Origin of the sequence: Curtobacterium sp. 179-B 9B NHS, from assembly GCF_045370965.1 — a bacterium.
Taxonomy (GTDB): Bacteria; Actinomycetota; Actinomycetes; order Actinomycetales; family Microbacteriaceae; genus Curtobacterium.
Genome location: NZ_JBIQDQ010000009.1, coordinates 106,227 through 129,980, shown reverse-complemented (window position 1 = coordinate 129,980; position 23,754 = coordinate 106,227). Strand labels below are relative to the sequence as shown.

The 23,754-nt window shown below is 72.9% G+C and carries 23 protein-coding genes; 16 read left to right on the top strand and 7 right to left on the bottom strand.

The window, feature by feature from the left end:
- Positions 1-72: 72 nt before the first annotated feature.
- Positions 73-1,104 (bottom strand): hypothetical protein, encoded by a 1,032-nt coding sequence (locus tag ACH0A8_RS09980; RefSeq protein ID WP_406907109.1) that lies wholly within the window; start codon positions 1,102-1,104, stop codon positions 73-75.
- Between the two features lie 198 nt (positions 1,105-1,302).
- Here ACH0A8_RS09980 and ACH0A8_RS09975 point away from each other — a divergent pair, with 198 nt between their 5' ends.
- The 10 genes from ACH0A8_RS09975 to ACH0A8_RS09930 all read left to right on the top strand — a co-directional run bounded on the left by ACH0A8_RS09975 (position 1,303) and on the right by ACH0A8_RS09930 (position 11,121).
- Positions 1,303-2,043 (top strand): hypothetical protein, encoded by a 741-nt coding sequence (locus ACH0A8_RS09975; RefSeq protein WP_066656394.1) that lies wholly within the window; start codon positions 1,303-1,305, stop codon positions 2,041-2,043.
- A gap of 25 nt (positions 2,044-2,068) precedes the next feature.
- On the top strand, positions 2,069-3,046 hold the full coding sequence (locus ACH0A8_RS09970) for an HAD-IIA family hydrolase (RefSeq protein ID WP_066656392.1): 978 nt from the start codon (positions 2,069-2,071) through the stop codon (positions 3,044-3,046).
- Positions 3,047-3,056: 10 nt separating this feature from the next.
- Positions 3,057-3,371, top strand: coding sequence for a hypothetical protein (locus ACH0A8_RS09965; RefSeq protein ID WP_406907108.1), 315 nt, complete (start codon positions 3,057-3,059; stop codon positions 3,369-3,371).
- A complete protein-coding gene (locus ACH0A8_RS09960) occupies positions 3,358-4,203 on the top strand; it encodes a TlyA family RNA methyltransferase (RefSeq protein WP_251155665.1) in 846 nt (281 codons plus the stop codon). The genes ACH0A8_RS09965 and ACH0A8_RS09960 overlap by 14 nt, the downstream gene beginning before the upstream one ends.
- Complete coding sequence (locus ACH0A8_RS09955; protein ID WP_406907107.1) at positions 4,200-5,123, top strand: NAD kinase; 924 nt, start codon at positions 4,200-4,202, stop codon at positions 5,121-5,123. Before ACH0A8_RS09960 ends, ACH0A8_RS09955 begins: the two co-directional genes overlap by 4 nt.
- Complete coding sequence (gene recN / locus ACH0A8_RS09950; RefSeq protein ID WP_406907106.1) at positions 5,120-6,814, top strand: DNA repair protein RecN; 1,695 nt, start codon at positions 5,120-5,122, stop codon at positions 6,812-6,814. Before ACH0A8_RS09955 ends, recN begins: the two co-directional genes overlap by 4 nt.
- 212 nt (positions 6,815-7,026) lie before the next feature.
- A complete protein-coding gene (locus tag ACH0A8_RS09945) occupies positions 7,027-8,748 on the top strand; it encodes a CTP synthase (protein WP_066656378.1) in 1,722 nt (573 codons plus the stop codon).
- Between the two features lie 114 nt (positions 8,749-8,862).
- On the top strand, positions 8,863-9,492 hold the full coding sequence (locus tag ACH0A8_RS09940; RefSeq protein ID WP_251155667.1) for an NUDIX hydrolase: 630 nt from the start codon (positions 8,863-8,865) through the stop codon (positions 9,490-9,492).
- On the top strand, positions 9,489-10,088 hold the full coding sequence (locus ACH0A8_RS09935; protein WP_406907105.1) for a DUF1349 domain-containing protein: 600 nt from the start codon (positions 9,489-9,491) through the stop codon (positions 10,086-10,088). The genes ACH0A8_RS09940 and ACH0A8_RS09935 overlap by 4 nt, the downstream gene beginning before the upstream one ends.
- Positions 10,089-10,128: 40 nt before the next feature.
- On the top strand, positions 10,129-11,121 hold the full coding sequence (locus tag ACH0A8_RS09930; RefSeq protein ID WP_066658700.1) for a site-specific tyrosine recombinase XerD: 993 nt from the start codon (positions 10,129-10,131) through the stop codon (positions 11,119-11,121).
- A 182-nt stretch (positions 11,122-11,303) separates the two neighbouring features.
- On the opposite strand, the gene ACH0A8_RS09925 is transcribed toward ACH0A8_RS09930, so the two are convergent.
- Complete coding sequence (locus ACH0A8_RS09925) at positions 11,304-11,747, bottom strand: DUF2510 domain-containing protein (protein ID WP_066656369.1); 444 nt, start codon at positions 11,745-11,747, stop codon at positions 11,304-11,306.
- Positions 11,748-11,876: 129 nt separating this feature from the next.
- On the opposite strand from ACH0A8_RS09925, the gene ACH0A8_RS09920 reads away from it, so the two are divergent.
- Complete coding sequence (locus ACH0A8_RS09920) at positions 11,877-12,356, top strand: ASCH domain-containing protein (RefSeq protein ID WP_374109596.1); 480 nt, start codon at positions 11,877-11,879, stop codon at positions 12,354-12,356.
- 15 nt (positions 12,357-12,371) lie between these two features.
- On the opposite strand, the gene ACH0A8_RS09915 is transcribed toward ACH0A8_RS09920, so the two are convergent.
- Complete coding sequence (locus tag ACH0A8_RS09915) at positions 12,372-13,403, bottom strand: LLM class flavin-dependent oxidoreductase (protein WP_285844780.1); 1,032 nt, start codon at positions 13,401-13,403, stop codon at positions 12,372-12,374.
- Between the two features lie 56 nt (positions 13,404-13,459).
- Here ACH0A8_RS09915 and ACH0A8_RS09910 point away from each other — a divergent pair, with 56 nt between their 5' ends.
- Positions 13,460-13,792, top strand: coding sequence for a TraR/DksA C4-type zinc finger protein (locus ACH0A8_RS09910; protein WP_066656365.1), 333 nt, complete (start codon positions 13,460-13,462; stop codon positions 13,790-13,792).
- A gap of 262 nt (positions 13,793-14,054) precedes the next feature.
- Positions 14,055-14,522, top strand: a complete 468-nt coding sequence (locus tag ACH0A8_RS09905) for a TIGR02611 family protein (protein WP_235426374.1) — start codon at positions 14,055-14,057, stop codon at positions 14,520-14,522.
- Between the two features lie 13 nt (positions 14,523-14,535).
- Here the strand turns inward: ACH0A8_RS09905 and ACH0A8_RS09900 are convergent, their stop codons facing one another.
- A complete protein-coding gene (locus tag ACH0A8_RS09900) occupies positions 14,536-15,786 on the bottom strand; it encodes an MFS transporter (RefSeq protein ID WP_406907104.1) in 1,251 nt (416 codons plus the stop codon).
- A gap of 102 nt (positions 15,787-15,888) precedes the next feature.
- On the opposite strand from ACH0A8_RS09900, the gene ACH0A8_RS09895 reads away from it, so the two are divergent.
- Positions 15,889-16,266 carry a helix-turn-helix transcriptional regulator gene (locus tag ACH0A8_RS09895; RefSeq protein WP_066656359.1) on the top strand — a complete coding sequence of 126 codons (378 nt, stop codon included), beginning with the start codon at positions 15,889-15,891 and terminating at the stop codon, positions 16,264-16,266.
- Positions 16,263-17,897, top strand: a complete 1,635-nt coding sequence (locus ACH0A8_RS09890; protein WP_406907103.1) for a methyltransferase — start codon at positions 16,263-16,265, stop codon at positions 17,895-17,897. Before ACH0A8_RS09895 ends, ACH0A8_RS09890 begins: the two co-directional genes overlap by 4 nt.
- Positions 17,898-17,921: 24 nt before the next feature.
- Here ACH0A8_RS09890 and ACH0A8_RS09885 read toward each other — a convergent pair whose 3' ends face one another.
- A complete protein-coding gene (locus ACH0A8_RS09885) occupies positions 17,922-18,788 on the bottom strand; it encodes an NAD(P)-dependent oxidoreductase (protein WP_066658693.1) in 867 nt (288 codons plus the stop codon).
- 207 nt (positions 18,789-18,995) lie between these two features.
- Positions 18,996-19,598, bottom strand: a complete 603-nt coding sequence (locus ACH0A8_RS09880) for a TetR/AcrR family transcriptional regulator (protein ID WP_406907102.1) — start codon at positions 19,596-19,598, stop codon at positions 18,996-18,998.
- 99 nt (positions 19,599-19,697) lie between these two features.
- On the opposite strand from ACH0A8_RS09880, the gene ACH0A8_RS09875 reads away from it, so the two are divergent.
- Positions 19,698-22,226, top strand: a complete 2,529-nt coding sequence (locus ACH0A8_RS09875) for a beta-glucosidase family protein (RefSeq protein ID WP_406907101.1) — start codon at positions 19,698-19,700, stop codon at positions 22,224-22,226.
- A 426-nt stretch (positions 22,227-22,652) separates the two neighbouring features.
- Here ACH0A8_RS09875 and ACH0A8_RS09870 read toward each other — a convergent pair whose 3' ends face one another.
- Complete coding sequence (locus ACH0A8_RS09870; RefSeq protein ID WP_406907100.1) at positions 22,653-23,675, bottom strand: LLM class flavin-dependent oxidoreductase; 1,023 nt, start codon at positions 23,673-23,675, stop codon at positions 22,653-22,655.
- Between the last annotated feature and the right edge of the window lie 79 nt (positions 23,676-23,754).

Here is a 23,754-nt window from a genome sequence, read left to right as displayed (position 1 = left end):
CCGGAAGCTAAGCCTCTCAGCGCCGATGGTACTGCAAGGGGGACCTTGTGGGAGAGTAGGACGCCGCCGGACTCAACGTAAGTGATGTGGCCATCGGCCCTCCATCGAGAACTCGTAGGGGAGACCCTCGTTCTCGTGGAGGCCGGTGGCCACATTTGTTTCCGCCGTAGGTCGCTCGACTCGCGGTCCGGTTCGTGATGGACTGGGCCCAGCAGTGAGCACGGACGACCGTGCGGCACCCCCCCCCACAACGACACAGCGGACGACCGCCCGGCGCATTCGAGCACGGGCACGCGATGAGGAGCAACGGTGGCGAACGACGACGAGCAGCAGCGCAACGACCGGGATCGCGGGGAGCGGCGCGAAGGCAGCCGCTGGTCGTCCGGGCCGCGCGACTTCGAGCGTCGCGAGGGGGATCGTGCGCGACGGGACGGTGACCGTCCAGCCCGCGACGCCGGCCGGAGTGGTCGTGACGACCGTCGGGGCTTCCGCGAGGGCGACCGGTCGTTCAGTGACGGTGGCCGTCGGCCGGCTCGGCAGGGTGACCGCGACGGTGCGGGGCGTCCGCCCCGCGGTGACGGTCCTCGAGGCGCTGAGCGCCCGGGCCGTGATGGTGACCGCCGTCCGTTCCGTGGTGGCGACGACCGTCGGCCGCAGCGGGATGGTGATCGTCCCTTCCGTGGTCGCGATGACCGCGCGCCCTTCCGTGGTGGCGACGACCGTCGGCCGCAGCGTGACGGTGGCGAGCGTCGTCCGTTCCGTGGCGGCGATGACCGTCGTCCGCAGCGTGACGGTGGCGAGCGTCGTCCGTTCCGTGGTGGCGACGACCGTCGTCCGCAGCGTGACGGTGGCGAGCGTCGTCCGTTCCGTGGTGGCGACGATCGCCGTCCGCAGCGTGACGGTGATGACCGTCGTCCGTTCCGTGGTGGCGACGATCGCCGTCCGCAGCGTGACGGCGATGACCGTCGTCCGTTCCGTGGTGGCGATGACCGTCGTCCGCAGCGTGACGGTGGTGAGCGTCGTCCGTTCCGCGGTGGCGACGACCGCCCCCGCCGCGACGACGACCGGGGCGACCGCCCTCGGTTCGGCGATGGCTCCCGTCATGCCGGCGCACGCTTCGGCGAGGCTGCCCGTGACGACTGGGAGGACCGTGACCCGTACGGCACGCGTTCCGTCCGTCCGCGACACGAGGACCCCGAGATCGACGAGAGCGTCTCGCCGCGGGACCTCGACCCGGCTGCCCGCGCCGAGCTCAAGACGCTCAGCAAGGACAACGCCGAGTGGGTCGCGAAGCACCTCGTCATGGCGGCGCTGCTCGTCGACGAGGACCCGGAGACGGCCAACCTGCACGCGCTGAGCGCTGCGCGTCGGGCCGGTCGTGTGGCGGTCGTCCGCGAGACCGCGGCGATCACCGCGTACCGGACGGGCGACTTCGCCACGGCGCTCCGTGAGCTGCGCACCTACCGTCGCATCTCCGGCAAGAACGACCAGCTGCCGATGATGGTCGACTGCGAGCGGGGTCTCGGACGTCCGGAGCGGGCGCTCGAGCTCGGCCGGTCGGTCGACCGCGCCGCGCTGGACACGGCGGTGCAGGTGGAGCTCGCGATCGCGATGTCCGGCGCCCGGATCGACCTGGGCAACCCGACGGCCGCGCTCGGCGAGCTCGAGATCCCGCAGCTCGACCCGACCACGGCGTACAGCTGGTCGCCGGCCCTCTACAGTGCTTACGCGGCCACGCTCGAGGAGCTCGGCCGCCAGGACGAGGCCGACGAGTGGTGGGCGCGGGTCGACCGGGCTGCCGCCGCTCTGGCCGAGATCGCCGACGAGAACGCATGGGAGACTGTCGATGTGGTCGAGGAAGAAGTCGAAGGACACGACGAGCACGACGCCGTCGTCGGTGACGAGTCCGTCGCCGGTGACGAGCACGGGACCGGAGCGCTCGACGACACCGACCAGCTCGGCGACGACGTCGACCCCGACGACGACCTCGGCGAGATCGACGACGACAACCCCCGCGACGTCGACGGCTCCGCAGCCGACTGACGTCCCGACGCCGCCGACGGACGGTGTGGACGTCGTCCTCACCGACCTCGACGGCGTCGTGTACCGCGGACGCAACGCGATCCCGCACGCTGTCGAGGCCCTGACACGGGCGTCGCTGACCGCTCGGGTCGGCTACATCACGAACAACGCCTCTCGTCGGCCGTCGGACGTCGCGGAGCACCTGGAGGGCTACGGCCTCGAGGTGACCGCCGACGACGTCGTAACCTCGTCGCAGGCGGGCGTGCGGCTGCTCGAGACGCTGGTGCCGGCCGGGTCCACCGTGCTGGTCACCGGCGGCCTCGGGCTGACGAGCATCGTCGAGGAGGCGGGCTTCACGGTGACCACGAGCGCCGACGACGCTCCGGCAGCGGTCATCCAGGGCTTCTCGCCGGACCTCGGGTGGACGCACCTGGCCGAGGCGTCCTTCGCCCTCGCCGATCCGGACGTGCCGTGGGTGGCGACGAACATGGACTGGTCGATCCCGGTCGAGCGTGGCATCGCGCCCGGCAACGGCACGCTCGTGTCCGCGGTGCACCAGGCCGTCGGGCGGATGCCGGTGGTGGCGGGCAAGCCGGAGCGACCGATCTTCGACGCCGCGATCGCCCGCTTCGGCGGCGAGCACCCGCTGTTCATCGGCGACCGGCTCGACACGGACATCAAGGGCGCGAACGACGCCGGCATCCCGAGCGTGCTCGTGCTGACGGGCATCGACCAGGCGAAGCAGGTGCTCGCGGCCGACCAGCGCTCGCGTCCGACGTACGTCCTGCAGGACCTCCGTGGGCTGTCCGAGCCGTACCCGGTGACGGTGCGACGGCAGGACCCGGACGGCACCCGGTACGTCACGGTCGGCGGCGCCACGGTCGCGATGCACGGGCACGTCGTCCGGGTGCTCGACAGCGGGACGCCGATCGACCTGCTCCGCGCCGGGGCAGCGCTGATCTGGGAGTCCGGACTGGCGATCTACGGCCTCGACGTCGACCCGAAGCTGTACGGCGGCGAGTAGCGTGACCCACGTGCCCCACCCGCAGCAGCCGTCCGAGCAGGAGCCGGGCGAGCAGCAGCAGCCGTCCGAGCAGGAGCCGGGCGAGCAGCAGCAGCCGGGCGAGCACCGACAGCCCGTGCAGCAGCCGGACGCCTTCGCCGAGCGCACCGCGGCTGCCGAGGCGCTGCCCCTGCCCGAGCGCGCCGACGCCTTCGCCGCGCTGCACGACGACCTGCGCACCCGCCTCGAGAGCGGCCAGGCACCGCAGGGGCACAGCTCGGGTCGCGCTGCCGGCGCCACGCAGGTGTGGGGGAGCGGACGAGGAGACGGCGGTGCCGGTGCCTGAGCACGACGAGGAGCGCCCGGTCCGGTTGGACGCACTGCTCGCCGCCCGCGGGCTGGTCAGGTCACGGACCGCCGCGGCGAAGCTGGTCCAGGCCGGCCGCGTGACGGTCGGGGGCACGGCGGTCGTGAAGCCGTCGGCCCCGGTCGCGCCGGACGCCGAGCTCGTCGTCGACACCGAGGACGAGTGGGTGTCGCGTGCGGCGCGGAAGCTCGTCCGTGCCCTCGAGGCCTTCGACGTCGACCCGAGCGGGCGCGTCGTGCTCGACGTGGGCGCCAGTACCGGAGGATTCACGCAGGTGCTGCTCCACCACGGAGCCGCCCGCGTCGTCGCCCTCGACGTCGGGCACGGTCAGCTCGACCCGGTGGTCGCCATCGACGAGCGGGTGCGTGTGGTCGAGGGGTGCAACGCCCGTGACCTCACGCCGGACACCTACGCGGCGCTCGACGACGCAGCGCCCCGCACGAGCCTGGTCGTCGGAGACCTGTCCTTCATCTCCCTGCGCATCGTCCTGCCCGTGCTGGCGGCCGCCGTGCCCGCGGACGACTTCGTGCTGCTCGTGAAGCCGCAGTTCGAGGTCGGCCGTGGTGGTGTGCGCGAGGGCATCGTGCGCGACCCCGCCCTGCGGAACGACGCGCTCATGAACGTGCTCTGGTCGGCGTGGGACGCGGGCCTCGGGACGGTCGGGCTGACCGCATCGCCGATCGTCGGCACGCACGGCAACCACGAGTACCTCGCGCACTTCCAGCGTGGTGTCGGGGGTCATCCGGCAGGATGGGGAAACCCGACAGCGTGGATCGGTCGGGCCACCGAACTCACCGAAGGGGCTGCATGAGCGACGACGACCGGCACATCCTGCTCGTCTCCCACACGGGCCGACAGGACTCCATCGACGCCGCCGTCGAGGTCTGCGACCTGCTGCACGCCGCCGGACTCAACCCGGTGATGCCGTTCGACGAGTACGCCGACGTCCGACGGGCCGAGGCCTCGGTCGGCCAGGTCGACATCCTGGGTGTCGACGTGCAGGCCGACGCCCTCGAGATCGTCATCGTCCTCGGCGGGGACGGCACGATCCTCCGTGCCGCCGAACTCGTGCGGGGGACGCGCGCCCCGATCGTGGGCGTGAACCTCGGACACGTCGGCTTCCTGGCCGAGAGCGAGCGCGACGGGCTGCGGGCCACGGTCGAGCGTGCCCTGGTCGGCGACTACAAGGTCGAGGAGCGTGTGACGCTCCAGGTCGACGTGGTCGTCGGGCACGAGGTCGTCTACTCCTCGTGGGCGCTGAACGAGGCGACGATCGAGAAGGCCTCCCGCGAGCGCATGCTCGAGGTCGTCACCGAGGTGGACGGTCGGCCGCTGTCGTCCTTCGGCTGCGACGGCGTCGTCGTCGCCACCCCGACCGGGTCCACGGCCTACTCGTTCTCCGGCGGCGGCCCGATCGTCTGGCCGGACGTCGACGCCCTGCTCATGGTGCCGCTCAGCGCGCACGCCCTGTTCTCGCGTCCGATCGTCGTCGGGCCGGACTGCACCCTCGCGATCGAGGTCCTCCGGCGCACGAGCGGCGTCGGTGTCCTGTGGTGCGACGGCCGTCGCACCCACGACCTGCCGCCGGGTGCCCGGGTCGAGGTCCGTCGATCGCCCGACCCCGTCCGGGTCGCCCGGCTGAAGGACGCGCCCTTCACCGACCGGCTGGTCGCCAAGTTCCAGTTGCCCGTCGCGGGCTGGCGCGGTCCGGCGACCGAGGACGACGCATGATCGAGGAGATCGTCATCTCCGACCTCGGCGTCATCGGCGAGACCACGCTCGAGCTCGGACCCGGCTTCACCGTCGTCACCGGCGAGACCGGTGCGGGCAAGACCATGATCGTCACGGCGCTCGGGCTGCTGCTCGGTGCCCGGGCGGACGCCGGCTCCGTGCGCCGCGGCGCCTCCAGCGCGGTGGTCGAGGGGCGTTGGCACGTCCCGGACCACGCCGCCGTCGCGGAGCGTGTCGAGGACGCGGGCGGGACCGTCGAGGACGGCGAGCTCATCCTGACCCGCACGGTCTCGGCGGAGGGCCGCAGCCGTGCGACGGTCGGTGGCCGCAGTGCCCCGGTCGCGGTGCTCGGCGAGCTCGCCGACCAGCTGGTGACCGTGCACGGGCAGTCGGACCAGATCCGCCTGACGTCGGCCTCGGCGCAGCGCGCCGCCCTCGACGGCTTCGGCGGCAGGGCCGTGCAGCGGGCACTCGGTGCCTACGTCGCCGCCTACGACACCTGGCAGGCGCACGCCGGCGAGCTCGAGACGCTCGTGCGGGACCGCGACGACCGCGTCGCCGAGGCCGAACGCATCCGCGCCGCGTCGGACGAGATCGAGTCGGTCGACCCGCAGCCCGGCGAGGACGTCGAGCTCGCCGAACGCGCCGAACGCCTCGGCAACCTCGAGGAGCTCCGCCTGGCCGCCGGCACCGCCCACGAGGCACTGTCCAGCGAGTCCCTCGACGGGGTTGCCGACGTCGTCGGACTGGTCGAGGCGGCACGCCGGGCCGTCGAGCGCGTCGCCGGGTCCGACCCGGCCCTCCAGCCCGTGCTCGAGCAGCTGACCGAACTCGGGATCCAGGCCTCGGACGCATCCGCCGGCCTGTCCAGCTACCTCGGCTCGTTGGAGCCGGACGCCGGGCACGACCTCGAGCTCGTCAACGAACGCCGGGCACTCCTGGCGAACCTGACGCGCAAGTACGGCGAGACGGTCGACGACGTGATCGGGTACGGCCAGCGGGCGAGCGACCGGTTGCTGGAGCTGGACGGTGACGACGACCGCATCGTCGCGCTGCAGCAGAGCGTCGAGCAGGACGAGCAGGCCCTCGCGCAGACGGCCGCCGCGCTGACCGCGGCCCGCACGAAGGCCGCGGGCGACCTCGCGAAGCGGGTCACCGCGGAACTCCGGACGCTGGCGATGGCCGGCGCGACCCTGGTGGTCGAGGTCACCGACGGCGGCGAGTACCGCCGGCACGGGCGCGACCAGGTCGCGATCCTGCTCCAGCCGCACTCCGGCACCGACCCCCGCCCGATCGGCAAGGGCGCGTCCGGCGGCGAGCTCTCGCGCGTGATGCTCGCGATCGAGGTCGTCATGGCCGGCAGCACGACCGTCCCGACCTTCGTGTTCGACGAGGTGGACGCCGGCGTCGGCGGAGCCGCGGCGATCGAGATCGGTCGGCGGCTCGCGAAGCTCGCCGAGCGGACGCAGGTCATCGTCGTCACGCACCTGGCGCAGGTCGCCGCGTTCGCGAACAACCACCTCAACGTCGTCAAGGACGCCAGCGGCGCCGTGACCTCGTCGAGCGTGCGCCGGCTCGAGGGCGAGGACCGGCTCCAGGAGATGGCCCGCCTGCTCTCCGGCCTGGGCGACAGCGCGAGCGGCATCGAGCACGCGCGCGAGCTCCTCGACGTCGCCGGCCAGCGCGCCTAGGCAACGTTCCGGCCTGGAGGCACGCCCCGCCCCGTCCCTCCGCCCTCGTCCGCAACACGCAACGAAGGCGGCTCCGCGCAGCGGTACAGCGCTGCGCACAGTCGCCGACGTTGCGTCCTGCGGGGACGGTGGGGGTGACCGGTCGGCGGGCGCAACGCCCGCGGCGAACGCGGGTCGCGCCTCCCGGCAGTTCTGACGTACGATGGAACCCCGTGGCGGACACTCTCAGCGGCGGAACCAATTCTTCGACCTCGACCCCGAAGGTCACGAAGCAGATCTTCGTGACCGGCGGGGTCGTCTCGTCCCTCGGCAAGGGCCTGACGGCGGCGAGCCTCGGCAACCTGCTCACGGCGCGCGGCCTCAAGGTCGTCATGCAGAAGCTCGACCCGTACCTCAACGTGGACCCGGGCACCATGAACCCGTTCCAGCACGGCGAGGTCTTCGTGACCGACGACGGTGCCGAGACGGACCTCGACATCGGGCACTACGAGCGCTTCCTCGACATCAACCTGTCGCAGGCCGCGAACGTCACGACCGGTCAGGTGTACTCCAGCGTGATCGCCAAGGAGCGGCGCGGCGAGTACCTCGGCGACACCGTCCAGGTCATCCCGCACATCACCGACGAGATCAAGCGTCGGATGCGCGAGCAGGCCGAGAACGACCCGCAGCCCGACGTCATCATCACCGAGGTCGGCGGCACGGTCGGTGACATCGAGTCCCAGCCGTTCATCGAGTCCGCCCGCCAGGTCCGCCACGAGCTCGGCCGCAACAACGTGTTCTTCGTGCACGTGTCGCTCGTGCCGTTCATGAGCGCCTCGGGTGAGCAGAAGACCAAGCCGACGCAGCACTCCGTCGCCGCGCTCCGCTCGATCGGCATCCAGCCGGACGCCCTCGTGCTCCGCTCGGACCGCCCGGTGTCGGAGTCGAACAAGCGCAAGATCGCCCTCATGTGCGACGTGGACGAGGACGCCGTGGTGAACGCCGTCGACGTCCCCTCGATCTACGACCTGCCGACGCTGCTGCACGACCAGGGTCTCGACCAGGTCATCATCGACGCGCTGAAGCTCGACGCGCACGACGTCGACTGGTCCGCGTGGAACCCGGTCCTCGACGCGGTGCACGAGCCGAAGAAGCACGTCACGATCGCGCTGGTCGGCAAGTACATCGACCTGCCGGACGCCTACCTGTCGGTCACCGAGGCCCTGCGCGCCGGTGGCTTCGCCCACAACGCCAAGGTCACGCTGAAGTGGGTCGTGTCCGACGACTGCACGACGCCCGAGGGTGCCGCGAAGCAGCTCGGTGACGTCGACGGCATCTGCGTCCCCGGCGGGTTCGGTGTCCGCGGCATCGAGGGCAAGCTCGGCGCGCTCAGGTTCGCGCGTGAGCAGGGCATCCCGACGCTCGGCCTGTGCCTCGGCCTGCAGTGCATGGTCATCGAGTACGCCCGCCACGAGGCCGGCCTGACCGACGCGTCGAGCACCGAGTTCGACCCGGAGACCTCGACGCCGGTCATCGCGACCATGGCGGAGCAGGTCGACATCATCGCCGGTGGCGACATGGGCGGCACGATGCGCCTCGGCCTGTACCCGGCGCACTTCACCGACGGGTCGCTCGCGGCCGAGCTCTACGGTGCGTCCGAGGCCTCGGAGCGCCACCGTCACCGCTACGAGGTGAACAACACCTACCGTCAGCAGATCGCGGACGCCGGCCTGGTGTTCTCGGGCACCTCGCCCGACGGCACCCTGGTCGAGTACGTCGAGCTGCCGCGCGACGTGCACCCGTTCTACATCGCCACGCAGGCACACCCGGAGCTGCGCTCGCGTCCGACGAACGCGCACCCGCTGTTCGCCGGGCTGGTGGACGCGGCGATCGCGCGCCACGAGGCGTCCAGCCTGTTCGACCCGGCCGAGGAGTCGGCGGAGGTCGTCGCGTAACGCGCGCTGTCGCTCAACGCGCGTTGTCGCTGACGGGAGGCGCGGTGCCGGCTGGCACCGCGCCTCCCGTCCGTCCCGGGGAGGGCTGACGGAGCCGCGTGCCAGGATGGGCTGGTGACTGCCGCTGACGCACCGATCGCCGACGAACACGCCTCGTACGAGGTCACCGACTCCACCGTCGTGTACGAGGGTGCCGTCTGGGACGTCCGCCGTGACCACGTCGACTACGACGGGCACGACATGGTCCGCGAGTACATCGACCACACGGGCGCCGTCGCCGTCTTCGCGGAGGACGACGAGGGCCGCGTGCTCGTCATCCAGCAGTACCGCCACCCCGTGCAGCTGCGCGACTGGGAGCTGCCGGCCGGGCTCCTCGACCACGAGGGCGAGGACCACCTCACCGCCGCGCAGCGGGAGCTCGGGGAAGAGGCCGACCTCGAGGCGGACCACTGGGAGCCCCTCGTCCGGTACAACACCTCGTCGGGCGGCAGCGACGAGTTCATCCAGGTCTACCGGGCCCGTGGGGTCCGTGCGACGGCGTCCGCGTTCGAGCGTGAGGCCGAGGAGGCGGACATCGTGACCCGATGGGTGCCGCGGGCGGAGCTCGTCGAGGGGATCCTCGCGGGCCGCCTGCAGAACTCGGCGCTCGTCGTCGCGACCCTCGCGGTCGATGCGATCGAGCGGGGCGCGGTCGAGCGCGGCGCGGTCGAGCGGGACGCGGTCGAGCGGGACGCGACGGCGTGACGGCCGACAGCGGGCTCGGTGCCCTGCTGCGGGACGGGCTCTGGACGCACGAGCCCGTCGCCGTCGAACCCGTCGTCGATCGTGCCGCCCTGCTCGTGACCGCGGAGGAGGGCAGCGATGCCTGGCGGACGACCTCGTACGGGTTCGTCCACGACTCGGAGCACGCGCTCCTCCGACCCACCGACGGCGCGTTCGCCGTCGAGGTCTCCTTCGTCCTCGACTTCGCGGAGCAGTTCGACCAGGCCGGGGTGTTCCTGCGGGTCGACGAGCAGGAGTGGGTGAAGGCGGGCGTGGAGTTCTCCGACGGGCTGCCGCAGGTCGGGGCCGTCGTGACGCACGGGACGTCCGACTGGTCCGTCGCGCCCGTGCCGTCCTGGACCGGGCGGGTCGTGACGGTGCGCGCGAGCCGCTCCGGTGACGCCGTGACGGTCCGGGCCTGGGCCGACGGCGAGGAGCCCCGGCTGGTGCGGGTCGCGCACCTCGACCCGGACGCCGTCGTGTCGGCCGGCCTGTTCTGCGCCGCACCAACCCGGGCCGGGCTTGCGGTGACCTTCACCGCCTGCCGCTTCGGCGAGCCGGACGCCGGGCTGCACTGACGACCTCCGCAGGGCGGTCCCGCACTAGTTTTGTCGGGTGATCCCCCTCGACCGTGCCACCGACACCTACCTGCGGCACGTCGCCGTCGAGCGGGGACTGTCGCAGCACACGGTGGCGGCCTACCGGCGGGACCTGGCGGTCTTCGCGGAGTGGCTCGCCTCGACGCCGGCGGTCGACTCCGCGGGCGCGGACCGGGCTGGGGGAGCGGAGGCGCTGACGGACGTCGCACGCCTCGCCCGCGCGGACGTCGCCGGGTTCGTCACGCACCTGACCTCGCGACCGGAGCAACCGCTCGCGCCCCGGTCGGTCGCCCGGATGCTCAGCTCGGTGCGGTCCTTCACCGCGTTCGCGGCCGCCGAGGGCTGGCTGCCGCTCGACCCCGCCACGGCCGTCCGGCCACCGAAGGCGCCGTCACGGCTGCCGAAGGCGATCTCGGTGCACGACATGGAGCGACTGCTCGGCGCCGCGGGTTCGGCGGACGACGACCCCGTGCAGCTGCGGGACCGGGCGCTCCTCGAGCTGCTCTACGCCACGGGCGCGCGCATCTCCGAGGCGGTCGGGTTGTCGGTGGACGACGTCGCGACGCTGTCCGACCCCGAGGACGACGAGGGCGACGGGCTCGCGGTCGTGAAGGTCACCGGCAAGGGGAACAAGCAGCGCATCGTGCCGCTCGGCAGCTTCGCGCGGGCCGCGGTCGACGCCTACCTCGTCCGGGCCCGGCCGGTGTTCGCGGCGCGTGGGCCGTCGACCCCGGCGCTGTTCCTCGGCGCTCGGGGCGCGCGGCTGTCGCGGCAGAGCGCCTGGCTCGTGATCCAGGCGGCGGCGGAGCGGGCCGGACTGGCGGCGCACGTGTCCCCGCACACGTTCCGGCACTCGTTCGCGACGCACCTGCTCGAGGGCGGCGCGGACGTGCGCGTCGTGCAGGAGCTGCTCGGGCACGCGAGCGTCGCGACGACGCAGATCTACACGCTCGTCACGGCGGACATGCTGCGCGATGTCTACCAGACGGCGCACCCGCGGGCGCGGCGGTAGCGCTGCGCCCGGCCGGGGCCGGGGCCGGCCGGGGCCGGAGGCGGGGCCGGGGTGACGTGCGGCGCGACGTGCTCGGGCACAACCGGAAGCACGTCGCGCCATGGAGATCCGTGGCGCGACGTGCTTCCCGTAGTGCCGAGCGCCGAGCGCCGAGCGCGGAGGTAGCGCTCCGCCCGCAGCGCTCAGAACAGGTGGAACTGCGCGGACGCAGCGACCACGCCCGTGGCGACCGCGACCACGAGGGCGCTCGCCGCGGCGCTCCGCCACAGCGCCCGCCAGCCGCCGGTCGCGCCGGGACGCACGATCGCGAGGACGCCCGTGACGACGGCCAGCGTGCTCGCGATGCCGACCGGGTTCCAGACGATCGACACGACCGCGAGCAGGACCGCCACGAGCGCCGCCGCCCCGACCCGCTGCACGGACCCGCCGGACGCCCACGACCCGGTGCGCACCGCTGCGCCCTCGACGGAGAACGACGGCCCGACCGGCGCGACGACGACCGGTGCGACGGGCTCCTGCCGTGCGGGGAGCACACGCGTCGCCCCGCCCCACGCGTGGCCGTCCCACCACCGGAGGCGGTGGGCGTCCTGGGGGTCCGGGAACCAGCCGGCGGCCGGCAGCGTCACGGGGTGCTCCTCGCGGGTGCGGTGGATGGTGCACCTCGACGCTACGCAGCCGGGAGGCACGGCCACAGTCCCACAGCGGGTGTCGGCAACAAGGGGGACCGGTCGCACCTGCGCTACGGTCGTGCGGTGATCACCGCCGACGCCGAGACCCTGTCCGCCTTCTGGGCCGCCCGCCGCGACGAGGCACCGGAGCTGCCCGAGGCCGTGCCGGAGGCGTGGGCGTTCGGCGCGACGCCGGACCACGCCGACGGTCTGCTCGACCTGGTGCTCCGCGGGATCAAGGACGGCACGGCGTCGTCGATGTGGGACTACGAGGCGACGGGCGACCCGCTGCCCGAGGTCGGCGAGCTCAGCGTCATCCTCGACGGGAGGGGTGACCCCCGGGCTGTGATCGAGACGACGGACCTGCGGGTCGTCCCGTTCGACCAGGTCGGCGAGGAGCACGCCCGCGCCGAGGGCGAGGGGGACCGCACCCTCGCGCACTGGCGCGCGGTGCACGAGCGCTACTGGCGTGAGCACTCCGAGAACCCGCGCGGGTACGAACCGGACATGCCGGTGCTGTGCGAGCGCTTCCGCCTGCTCTGGCCGGAAGCGCCCGCCGGGGCGTGAGCCGGACGACCCGACCTACGCGGGGACGGTCGCGGCGTCGACCTCGTCCATGACGGCCTTCGTCGCTGCGAGCAGCCGGGCGTTGAAGTCCACGCCGAGCTGGTTCGGCACGGTGACGAGCACGGTGTCGGCAGCGCGGACCGCTGCGTCGGCGGCGAGTTCGGCCACGAGCTGCTCCGGCTCCCCGATGTACGAGCGACCGAAGCGGGCGAGCCCGCCGTCGAGGTGCCCGACCTGGTCCTGCCCCTCGACCTGCGCCCGCACGCCGAAGTAGTGCCGCGACTCGTCGTCGGTGATCGGGATGATGCTGCGCGACACCGAGACCCGGGGCGTCCGCTCCCAGCCCATCTCGCGCCACGTCGTCCGGAAGCGCTCGATCTGCTCGGCCTGCAGCTGGTCGAACGGCACGCCGGTGTCCTCGGTGAGCAGGGTCGACGACATGAGGTTCATGCCCTGCTCGGCCGTCCACTCCGCGGTCGCGCGGGTCCCGGCACCCCACCAGATCCGGTCGGGCAGCGTGTCCGACAGCGGGGACACCGACAGCGACCCGGCCGACCCGGTCATCTGCGGGTTCGCGTGTGCCATCGGCTCGCCGGCGATCGCACGACGGAACACGTCGGTGTGGGAGCGCGCCATGTCGCCGCCGCTGGTGTCGTGCGCCTCGGGCACGTAGCCGAACTGCTGGTACCCGGCGAGGGCGGTCTCGGGTGACCCCCGCGAGACACCGAGCTGCAGTCGGCCTCCCGAGATGAGGTCGGTGGCCGCGGCTTCCTCGGCCATGTAGAGCGGGTTCTCGTAGCGCATGTCGATCACGCCGGTGCCGATCTCGATGCGGCTGGTCCGGGCGGCGATCGCCGAGAGCAGGGGGAACGGCGCCGCCTGCTGCGGAGCGAAGTGGTGCACGCGGAAGTACGCGCCGTCGACGCCCGCTTCCTCGGCCGCGACGGCGAGGTCGATCGCCTGCACGAGGGCCTCGCGGCCGCTGCGCACACGCGAGCCCGGCACGTCGCGCCAGTGCCCGAAGGACAGGAACCCGATCTTCGTCATGCCGATGCGAACGCATGCTGCTGCGGCCGCATTCCGACGCGACTACGGTCGTCGGCATGGACGACCCCCGCACCGCGCTCGCCGACGAACGGCGGCGCAACGAGCGGCTGCTCGCCGACGTCGAGCGCAGCATGCGGGACGTCAGCGACGCGCGCCTGGACGCCAACGCGGACGACGAGCACGACCCCGAGGGTGCGACCCTCGCCTGGGAGCGCGGGTCGCTCGGTGCGGTGCGCGACGACGCCCGGGAACGCATCCGCCTGGTCGACGCCGCGCTCGCGCGGCTCGACGCCGGCACCTACGGGCGGTGCGCCGTCGGCGGCGAACCGATCCCGGAGGCCCGTCTCGCCGCGGTCCCGTGGGCTGCGACGTGCGTCGCTCACGCGTGACGAGCCTCCAGGCCGACGGGGCCCGCTGACGGGGCTGCGGCCGGCGCGACACGGCCCCGGCTGCGCGAGACGCCGCGGGGCGCGCAGAACGCCGTTGCATCCGACGCCGTCGCGACGAGACCGCGGCGTCTCGACGGAACGAGGGCTCCGGTGGGCCGAGGCCCGTGACGGCCGGGAGGCGCGGTGTCCGCCCGTCCCACTGCTCACGTGGCGTGGACCGGTTGCGCCGCCGTTTCCCAGCCGCGCGCCCTAGGTTGCCGCCATGGACGACACCCACGAGCGACCCGACGCGGTCGTGCGTGCCGACACCACGGCTCCCGAGACCGACGCCGACGACCGGCACCACCGCTTCCGGTGGTTCCGTCGGATGCGCGCCTGGATCCACGCGCGGCCGGGGTGGCACCTGTTCTACAAGGTGCTCGTCGGGATCGTCGGCGGACTCGTCGTGGTGATCGGGCTCATCCTCGTGCCGCTGCCCGGTCCGGGGTGGCTCGTGGTCTTCATCGGCCTGACGATCCTGGCGAGCGAGTTCCACTTCTTCCACCGCATCATCACGTGGCTGCGCGCGCAGCTCCACCGCTTCTGGGACTGGGCGAAGGCGCACGGACCGCAGTGGCTGCGGAGGGCGGCCGACCGCGGCAAGGCCGACGTCGACGCGGCGCACGCCGACGCACACCGCAGCACCGGGGTCCGCGCACAGCGACCGAACCGGGCGCGGGCCGGGCACTAGCCCTCGCGCAGCGCTACTCGGCGACGGTCCGGACGGAACCGGTCGCGGTGCGCTCGACGGCCTCGGCGGCGCGCTCCTCGACCCCGGCCGCGCTGCGTGACGCGAGCTGCAGCACGAGGGCGATCGCCGCGGCGAGGACGATGAAGGCGCCGTAGCCGGCGAGCACCGGCACGAAGCCGAACGCCGGTTCGACGAGTCCCGCGACGACGGCGGGTACGCCGAACGCCAGGTAGCTGACGATGTAGACCGACGACAGGAGTCCGGCGCGGTGCGTCGGCGCCGCGGTGGCGAGCAGCATCCGCAGGGGTGCCTGGAAGCCCGCGCCGAAGCCGACGCCCGCGATCGCGCTGCCGACGACGAGTCCGGGCAGCGAGTGCGCGAACACGAACGCCACGGTGACGACCGGGCCGACGATGAGCGCGACGAGCCCGAGGAACAGGCTCCGACGTGTGTCGAGGCGCTGGATGGCGAGACCGGTGAGTCCGCCGACGCCGGTGACGACGGCGATCAGGGCCCCGGCTGCGAAGTGGTCGTGGATGCCGAACACCGCGCCGAGCGCCGACGGCACGAGCGACAGGAACAGCCCGCCCAGTGCCCAGCTGGCGACGAGTGCCCCGGCGACGCCGCGGAAGAGCGCCCGCGACGCCCGCGGGACGGACACGGTCGGGCGGAGGGAGCGGAGTGCACCCGGTCGGCGGGTGACCCGCTCGGGCACGACGACCAGGGCGGCGACGAGCAGCAGCAGGAGCGCACCGAAGAGCACGTAGACGAGCTGCTCCGGTGCCGGGCCCCACTCCACGAGGGCGCCGCTCGACACCGCGCCGGTCGCCAGGGCGAAGGGTGGGACGGCACCGTTCAGCACGCCCGCGAGCGAGGGGAAGCGCTCGAGCGAGTTGTCGATGAGCGCTGCACCGAGGGCGCCGATGAGCAGCCCGACCGCGACGCCCTGCACGATCCGGTCGACCACGAGGGCCGTGAACCCGTCGGCGCCGGTGAACAGCACGAGCGACACGACGAGCAGCAGTCCGCCGGCGACGAGCACGGGCTTCCGGCCGACGTGGTCGGACAGCCGACCGGCGACGAGCATGGTGACGAGGAGTCCGGCGACGTAGATCGCGAACACCCCCGTGAGCATGAGCGGCGTGAGGTCCCACTCGGCGGCGTAGACGGGGTAGATCGGCGACGGGACCGAGGACGAGGCCATCGCCACGAAGAGCATGGCGGCGAGGATCCAGAACCCCGCGACTCCGCGTGCTGACTGCATGGTGGCACCTTCCCGCCGGACTGTTGTACGAGCCCATTCGTACAGCAGGTCCACAGTACGACGCAAGTCGTACTGCGCGGTCGGCGGTGCTACCGTCGTCGCATGCCCGCCGCGCCCGTGGACTCCGTCGTCGCCCCAGAACGCCTGCCGCAGCCGACCGTCGCCGAGATGGACCTGCCCGTCGTGCTCGACGCACTGAGCGACCCGATCCGGCTGACGATCCTGCACCGCTACCTGGTCGACGCCGCCGGCGGCGTCCGCAGCTGCGGGTGGGTCGGGGTCGACCGACCGAAGTCGACGCTGACGCACCACTTCCGCGTCCTGCGCGAGGCCGGCCTGCTCGAGCAGCACCAGGAGGGACTGACGCGCTCGAGCCGGGTCCGGGTCGAGGACGTGCAGCAGCGCTTCCCCGGGCTCCTCGACCTGGTGGCCGCGTGGCAGGTCCCCGCGACCGTCATGCGCGAGGAGGTCCCCGCGTGACCGGCCGGCCCCGCGGTCCGATCGCCCACGAGCTCCCGACGATCACGACCGTCCCCGCGGTGACGACGGCGCTCGCCGCCGACCTCGACGCCGCGGGCTTCACCGTCGACCGCATCGACGCACTCTGGGGCACCGAGGCCGCTGCATCGCTGCACCGCGGTTCCCGGGTCGCCGCGCTGCGGGCGCTCGCCGCGCGGGACACCACGCCGCTGACCACGCTCGCGACGCTGTTCGTGCTCGGCCTGCCGGTCGACCGGAGCGATGCCGAGCGGGCGTTCCCGACGGCCGGGCTCGACGCGGTGCTCGCGGCCGGTCTGCTCCGGATCGACGACGGTACGGACGACGCCGGTGCTCCCGACGCCGACCACCTCCTGGTCCACCCGACCGTCGACCTGCGGCCCTACGCCTTCGTCGACGACCTCGGCGCCGGCAGCTGGTGGATCGTCTCCGACCTCGGGGAGCTCGCGCTCGGCACCGCACTGGGCGAGGAGCACGTGCTCGGCATCGGCGGCGCGACCACCACGCTCTCCGGGCTCCAGGTCCCGGTGCCGGTCCGTCGGGTGCTCGACCTCGGGACCGGGTGCGGGATCCAGGCCATGCACGCCCGTCGCTTCGCCGACGAGGTCGTCGCCACGGACATCTCCCGCCGCGCGCTCGACATCGCCCGGTTCAACGCGGCGCTCAACGGCATCGACGGCATCGAGTTCCGGCTCGGGTCGCTGTACGAGCCGGTGGTGGGCGAGCGGTTCGACCGGATCGTGTCGAACCCGCCGTTCGTCATCACCCCGCGTCGCGACGACGTGCCGTCCTACGAGTACCGCGACGGCGGCATGGTCGGCGACGCGCTCGTCGAGACCGTGCTCCGCGGGCTCGCCGACCACCTCGAGCCCGGCGGGACCGCGCAGCTGCTCGGCAACTGGGAGTACCGCTGGGGCGTCGACGGGCTCGACCGGGTGCGCTCGTGGTTCGCGGACGCCGAGGACCTCGACCTGTGGGTCGTCGAGCGGGAGCGCGAGGACCCGCCCGCCTACGCCGAGACCTGGATCCGCGACGGCGGCACGAAGCCCGGCACGGACGGGTTCGACCGGCTCGTGGACGCCTGGCTCGACGACTTCGCGACCCGGCGGGTCACCGGGGTCGGTTTCGGGTACGTGGTCGTCCGGCGTGCGTCGGCGTCGGCAACGGAGATCGGTCGGCCGGGAGGTACGGCTCGCCTCCGCCGCACCGAGCGGGTCCCCGAGGCGCTCGGTTCCAACCCCGTGGGGCTCGGCGCGACGGTCGCACGGGTGCTCGACGCCACCGGGTGGCTCGAGGCGCACGACGACGAGGCGCTCGCCGCCGCCCATCTGCGGGTCGCCGGTGACGTGACCGAGGAGCGGCACTACTGGCCCGGGAACGACGACCCGACCGTGATCACGCTCGTGCAGGGCGGTGGCTTCGGCCGTCGGGTGGACGCGGACACGGCGCTCGCCGCGTTCGTGGGTGCCTGCGACGGGGAGCTGTCGGTCGCGGCGATCGTCGGCGCCATCGCGCAGATCACCGGCGTCGACGAGGACGCGCTCGCGGCAGACCTGCTGCCGCGCGTGCGCGACCTGGTGCTGGACGGCCTGCTGCTCGCACCGACGTCCTGAGGCCGCCCCGCGCCTCCCCTCCGGTCAGCGCGAGCGGTGGTTCCGCCAGGTGTGCTCGGGGGCGTAGCCGAGGAGCTCGCGGGCCTTCTCGCTGGAGAGCAGGGAGCTCGTGCCGTCGATGTCCGCACGGCGCTCGATGTCCGGCACGAAGCGCTCCACGAGCTCGATCGTCGGGGTGTCCATCACGGTGTCGGGGCTCGCGATGACGAACGCCTCGAACCCGGTGAGCTCGGCCTCGAGCGACCGCCGCACGGCCTGCGCCCCGTCGCGCGAGTCGATGTACGACCACAGGTTGAAGGTCTTCGCCTCGGGGGAGGCGTCCCACGGGAACGACGGGTAGTCGGTCTCGTCCATGACGTTCGAGAAGCGCAGCCCGATCATCTTGAGCTCCGGGTCCCAGCGGGTGAAGTGGCGGGCCATCTCCTCCTCGACCGCCTTGCCGAGCGAGTACGAGGACTGCGGGCGGACCGCGAACTCCTCGTCGACGGGCAGGTACGGCGGGTGGTGCTCGCCCATCGGGATGCCGAGCAGGGTCTCGCTCGACGCCCACACGACGTTCTTGATCCGGGCGACACGGGCGGCGTGGAAGACGTTGATCGACGCGGTCACGTTGTTCGTGATGAGGGCGACGTCGGGCACCTGTCCGGGGGCCGGTACGGCGGCGAGGTGCACCACGGCGTCGACGCGGTCGTAGCGGTCGTCGATGCCCGTGAGCGCCCCGAGCACCTGGCCGTAGTCGCTCAGGTCGATGCGGACGAAGGGCACCCGCTCCGGCTTGTCGGGGGAGGGCACCCGGTCGAGCAGGACCACGTCGTACCCGTGCTCGTCGAGGTCGCGGACGACCGCCCGTCCGAGCTTCCCGCTGCCTCCGGTCACCACAACACGCGTCATCGCGTCACTCCACATCGTCGTCGGACGGCCTGGTCGGCCGGACCCCATCCTGCCGTGCGCGCCCGAGCGGGGACCAGGCACTGGCGGTACCTGTCCGGGCGACGCAGGCGGTGCAGGCGACGCAGGCGACGCAGGCGATGCGGCCGACGTGGCCCGGGGCCGGAGCGGTCGAGCGCGGCGGGAGCGCGGCGGGCCGGGGTGCCGGCGTCAGGCCGGGGCGGGCGTGACGGACTGCGCGACCGCGAGCCGTGCGACGAGCTCGACGTGGTCGGCCATGTCCCGCGACGGGTCGTACAGCCACTGGATCTGCATGCCGTCGGAGATCGCCAGGAGCACGCTCGCCAGCTGCTCGGTGTCCACGTCGGAGCGGAGCCGGCCGTCCTGCTGCATGCTGCGGAAGTCCCGGGCGAAGTCGCTCCGGCTGCGCTCGTAGCGCTCGCGGAAGTACTCGTGCGCGGGGTGCTCGTCGTCGGTCGCGGCGGCGGCGGACAGGTTCACGAACATCTGCACGAGGCCCGGGACCTCGGTGTTGTGCCGGACGATCGCCGCGAGGAACGCACCGGGGTCCTCGGCCGCGGTGCCCCAGTCGTGCGCCAGGTCGACCTCGTCGCGGCGACGGAGGATCTCCACCCAGAGGTCGTCCTTCGAGTCGAAGTAGTGCAGCAGCCCGGCCTGGGTGAGCCCGACCGCGTCGGCGATGTCCTTGATGCTCGTGCGCCGGAACCCCTGCTGCGCGACGAGGTCGAGCGCGACCGTGAGGATCTCCTCGCGCTTCGCGATCCCCTTCGCGTACGAACCCCGTCGTGCCATGGCGCGAGCGTACAGCGGGTTCGAGACCCAACAAACCTACTTCCGATAGGTTTTGGGTGCTACGCTGCCCGCAGCCGCCGACGATGGCGCGCGGAGGTCATGCCCCGTCGCCTGCGTCGCACAACGAAGGGACCGACCATCGTGACCACCGTGGACGACACCACCCGCGCCTCCCGGCCGACCGCCGCGTCGCCGCTGGACGAGCGCATCGCCGCGCTCGTCGGACAGCTGACGACCGCGGAGAAGGTCCAGCTGCTGACCGGGCGCGACTTCTGGACGACCTGGCCGGTCGAGAAGATCGGGCTGCGCCGCATCCTGATGTCCGACGGTCCGTCCGGCGTCCGCGGCGAGGTCTGGGACGAGCGCGACCCGTCGCTCAACCTGCCGTCCGCCACCGCCCTGTCGGCGAGCTGGGACCGCGCGATCGCGAAGCGCTACGGTGCCGCCGCGGCGGTCGAGGCCCGCCGGAAGGGCGTCGACGTCGTCCTCGGCCCGACGATCAACCTGCACCGCTCGCCCCTCGGTGGTCGCCATTTCGAGGCGTTCAGCGAGGACCCGCTGCTGACCGGCGACCTCGCCGCGTCCTACGTCGACGGCGTGCAGGAGAACGGCGTCGCCGCGACCCCGAAGCACTACATCGCGAACGACTACGAGACCGACCGGTTCACCGCGTCGACGGAGGTGTCGGACCGTGCGCTCCGTGAGCTGTACCTGCTCGCGTTCGAGAAGGCCGTGACCGAGGCGCACGCCTGGGCGGTCATGTCGTCCTACAACGCGATCAACGGCGTCACCGCGTCCGAGAACGACCTGCTCGAGACACCGCTCAACTCGGAGTGGGGCTTCGACGGCATCGTCGTGTCCGACTGGACCGGCGTCCGCTCGGTGGAGTCGGCGAAGGCGTCGCAGGACGTCGCGATGCCCGGGCCGAACCCCTGGTGGAGCCAGGGGCCCCTGCTGCAGGCGGTCGAGTCGGGCGAGGTCCCGATGGAGGCCGTCGACCGCAAGGTCCGCCGCATCCTGACCCTCGCCGCCCGCGTCGGCGCGCTCGAGGGCTTCGAGCCCGTGGCCGCGCAGCCGGTGCACGTCGAGGACGGCGTCGCGTTCGTGCGGACGGCCGAGGCCGAGGGCACCGTCCTCGTCCGCAACACCGGGATCCTGCCGCTCGATGCGTCCGCGGTGTCGCGGATCGCGCTCCTCGGGCACAACGCCGACCAGGCCCGCACGCAGGGCGGCGGTTCGGCGACGGTGGTGCCGGAGCACGTCGTCACGCCCATCGAGGGCATCCGAACGGCCTTCCCCGGCGCGACGGTCGACCACGCCATCGGCGCCGTGGTGCAGGAGGGCATCGCGGAGTTCCCGCTGTCCAGCATCACGAACCCGGCCACGGGGGAGCCCGGCGCACGGGTGGCGTTCGTCAAGGGCGGCGAGGAGCTGTTCGTCGAGGACCGCCGTGCCACCGCGCTGTTCTGGTTCGGCGGCGACGCCCCGATCCGGGAGTCCGACCGACTCGACGTCACCACGACGTACACCGCCGAGACGACGGGGACCGTACGGATCGGCATCGGTGCCGCCGGTCGCTCCCGCATGTGGATCGACGGCGAGCTCCTGCTCGACGAGACCGTGCCGGTCGAGGGGGACCAGCTCGGTGCGGCGTTCCTCAACCCGCCCGCGCGCTCGGTGCCGGTGTCGGTCGAGGCCGGGCAGCAGCTCGCGATCCGGATCGAGCACGACATCGTGCAGGACGAGGCGCTGGGCGGTGTGCTCGCCTACCAGTTCGGTACCGAGCCGAGCGACGCCGACCCCGCCGCACTCGTCGAGGCCGCGGTCGCGACGGCCCGCGACGCCGACGTGGCGATCGTCGTCGTCGGGACGAACAGCAAGGTCGAGTCCGAGGGCTACGACCGCTCGTCGCTCGCGCTGCCGGGCCACCAGGACGAGCTGGTCCGTGCCGTCGCCGCCGTGAACCCGAACACGGTCGTCGTGGTGAACTCCGGTTCGCCGGTCGAGATGCCCTGGCGGAACGACGTCGCCGCGGTGCTCCTGACCTGGTTCGGCGGACAGGAGTACGGCAACGCGCTGGCCGACGTCCTGACCGGTGCCGCGGAGCCCGGCGGGCGCCTGCCCACCACCTGGCCGGCGACCCTCGCCGACGTCCCGGTGCAGGACGTCACGCCGGTCGACGGCAAGGTCGCCTACGACGAGGGCGTGCACGTGGGCTACCGTGCCTGGCTGCGCGCCGGCACCGAGCCCGCCTACCCGTTCGGCCACGGGCTGGGCTACACCACCTGGACGATCGACGGCGTCGCCGCGTCGCCGACCGTGACGGAGGGTGACGCCGCGATCGTCACCGCGACCGTGGCGAACACGGGCGACCGTGCCGGGAAGCACGTCGTGCAGGTCTACGCCTCGCGGACGGAGTCGTCGGTCGACCGTCCCGTTCGCTGGCTCGTCGGCTTCGCGCCCGTCCGGCTCGGGGCAGGGGAGTCCACCGAGGTGTCGATCGAGGTTCCGGCCCGGGCGTTCGCACACTGGGACGGCGCCTGGCGCTACGAGCCCGGGACGTTCGAGCTCCACGTCGGTGCCTCGGTCGCGGACCTGGCCGGTTCCGCGGCCCTCGAACTGGAGTGAGCCGATTTCCGCACGGTCGTGGATGCGTTCAGTAGCATGAATCCGCGCCAGTCGGCTGGTTACCGTCGGCGCGCGCACCACCGAGGGATCGTCGTGTGAGCGAAGCGGCCTCCTGATCCGGCCGTGGGACCCCGTCGATCCCGGTGCGTCCAGAATGCGTCCCCGCGTCCGCGCGGGGGCGCATTCGTCGTCCTGTGGGCAAAGGTACGAGAGCGTACCTTTCCGCGTCTGACCAGGGGTTGTCGTGCGCAACTGGCCATGTGCCCGTTCACCGGGAAGTGATGATGACAAATCCTTCAGAAAGTGAAAGAGTGATGCCACCATCCCGTACGGATCAGGGACGAGATGGTCATCCGGCCCGGGGCTCGTCGGACCTCACCACCCCGACTCGAGCCCCGGCCGGGTGCCTGTCGTCAGCGGTCGTGCTCAGGGCAGCCGCGGGGCGATCTCCTCGGCGACGACCCGCAGGATGCGTTCGTGCGCCGCGGCGTCGCCGTTCGCCGGCAGGGTGATCACCAGCTCGTCGGTCGCCTGGACCGCGGGGTCGGCCGCCAGTGCGTCGACGATCTCGTCCACACCGCCCGACACGATCCTGCTGAACCGGAACGGCGGACCGCTCAGGGGGCGCCCCTCGTCGTCCATCCCGCTCGCGTACCCGGTGAGGAACTCCTCGTGCACCCGGCGGTCGTGGTCGTCGAGCAGCGGGACGACGATCCGACCGACCGCCACCTTCGGCGTGCGGCCGGGGTGCTCGCCGGCGGCCTGCAGCTCAGCGAAGCGGTCGCGGTACGCGGTGAGCTGGTCCGCCTGTGCCTGGGCGAACGGGGCGCCGGTGTCCTCGGTGTTGAGCGTCGAGCAGTGCAGCAGCAGGCCCTTCTCGGCCGTGCGGACCGCGGTGCCCGTGCTGCCGCCGCCCCACCAGACGCGGTCGCGCAGGCCGGGCGACAGCGGCTGGAGGGCCAGATCGGCACCGGCGGGGATGCTCTCGTAGCCCTTCCCCGCGGTGCCGAGCGGCTCGCCCTGCAGGACCTCGAGCAGCCGCGCCGCGCGCACCTCTGCCTCGTCGCGGAAGCTGCGTTCCGACCCGCCGAACACCGGGTCGAGGATCGGGCCGTACCCGGCGATCCCGGTGCTGATGCCGAGCTGCACCCGACCGTCGCTGAGCAGGTCGACGGTGCTGGCGTCCTCGGCGAGGCGGATCGGGTCCTCGTACCGCATGCCGAGGACGGCGGTGCCGAAACCGATGGTGCTCGTGCGCTGGGCGGCCGCCGCGAAGAACGTCATCGGGCTGGTCAGGAAGGGCTCGAAGTGGCGGCCCCGGACCCAGCCGGTGCCGTACCCGAGCGACTCGGCCGTCTCGAACAGGCGGAGACCGTCCTCCAGGGCGGCAGCAGCACCGGCGGTGCCGCCGTGGTTGGGGACGAAGGAGAGGAAGCCGAGTTCGCGCACGGTCTGAGTCTATGCGCGCGCATCGATTCCCGACAGGGCGCCGGACGGGAGGCGCGGCTCGTCTCCGGCCTGCGACCTG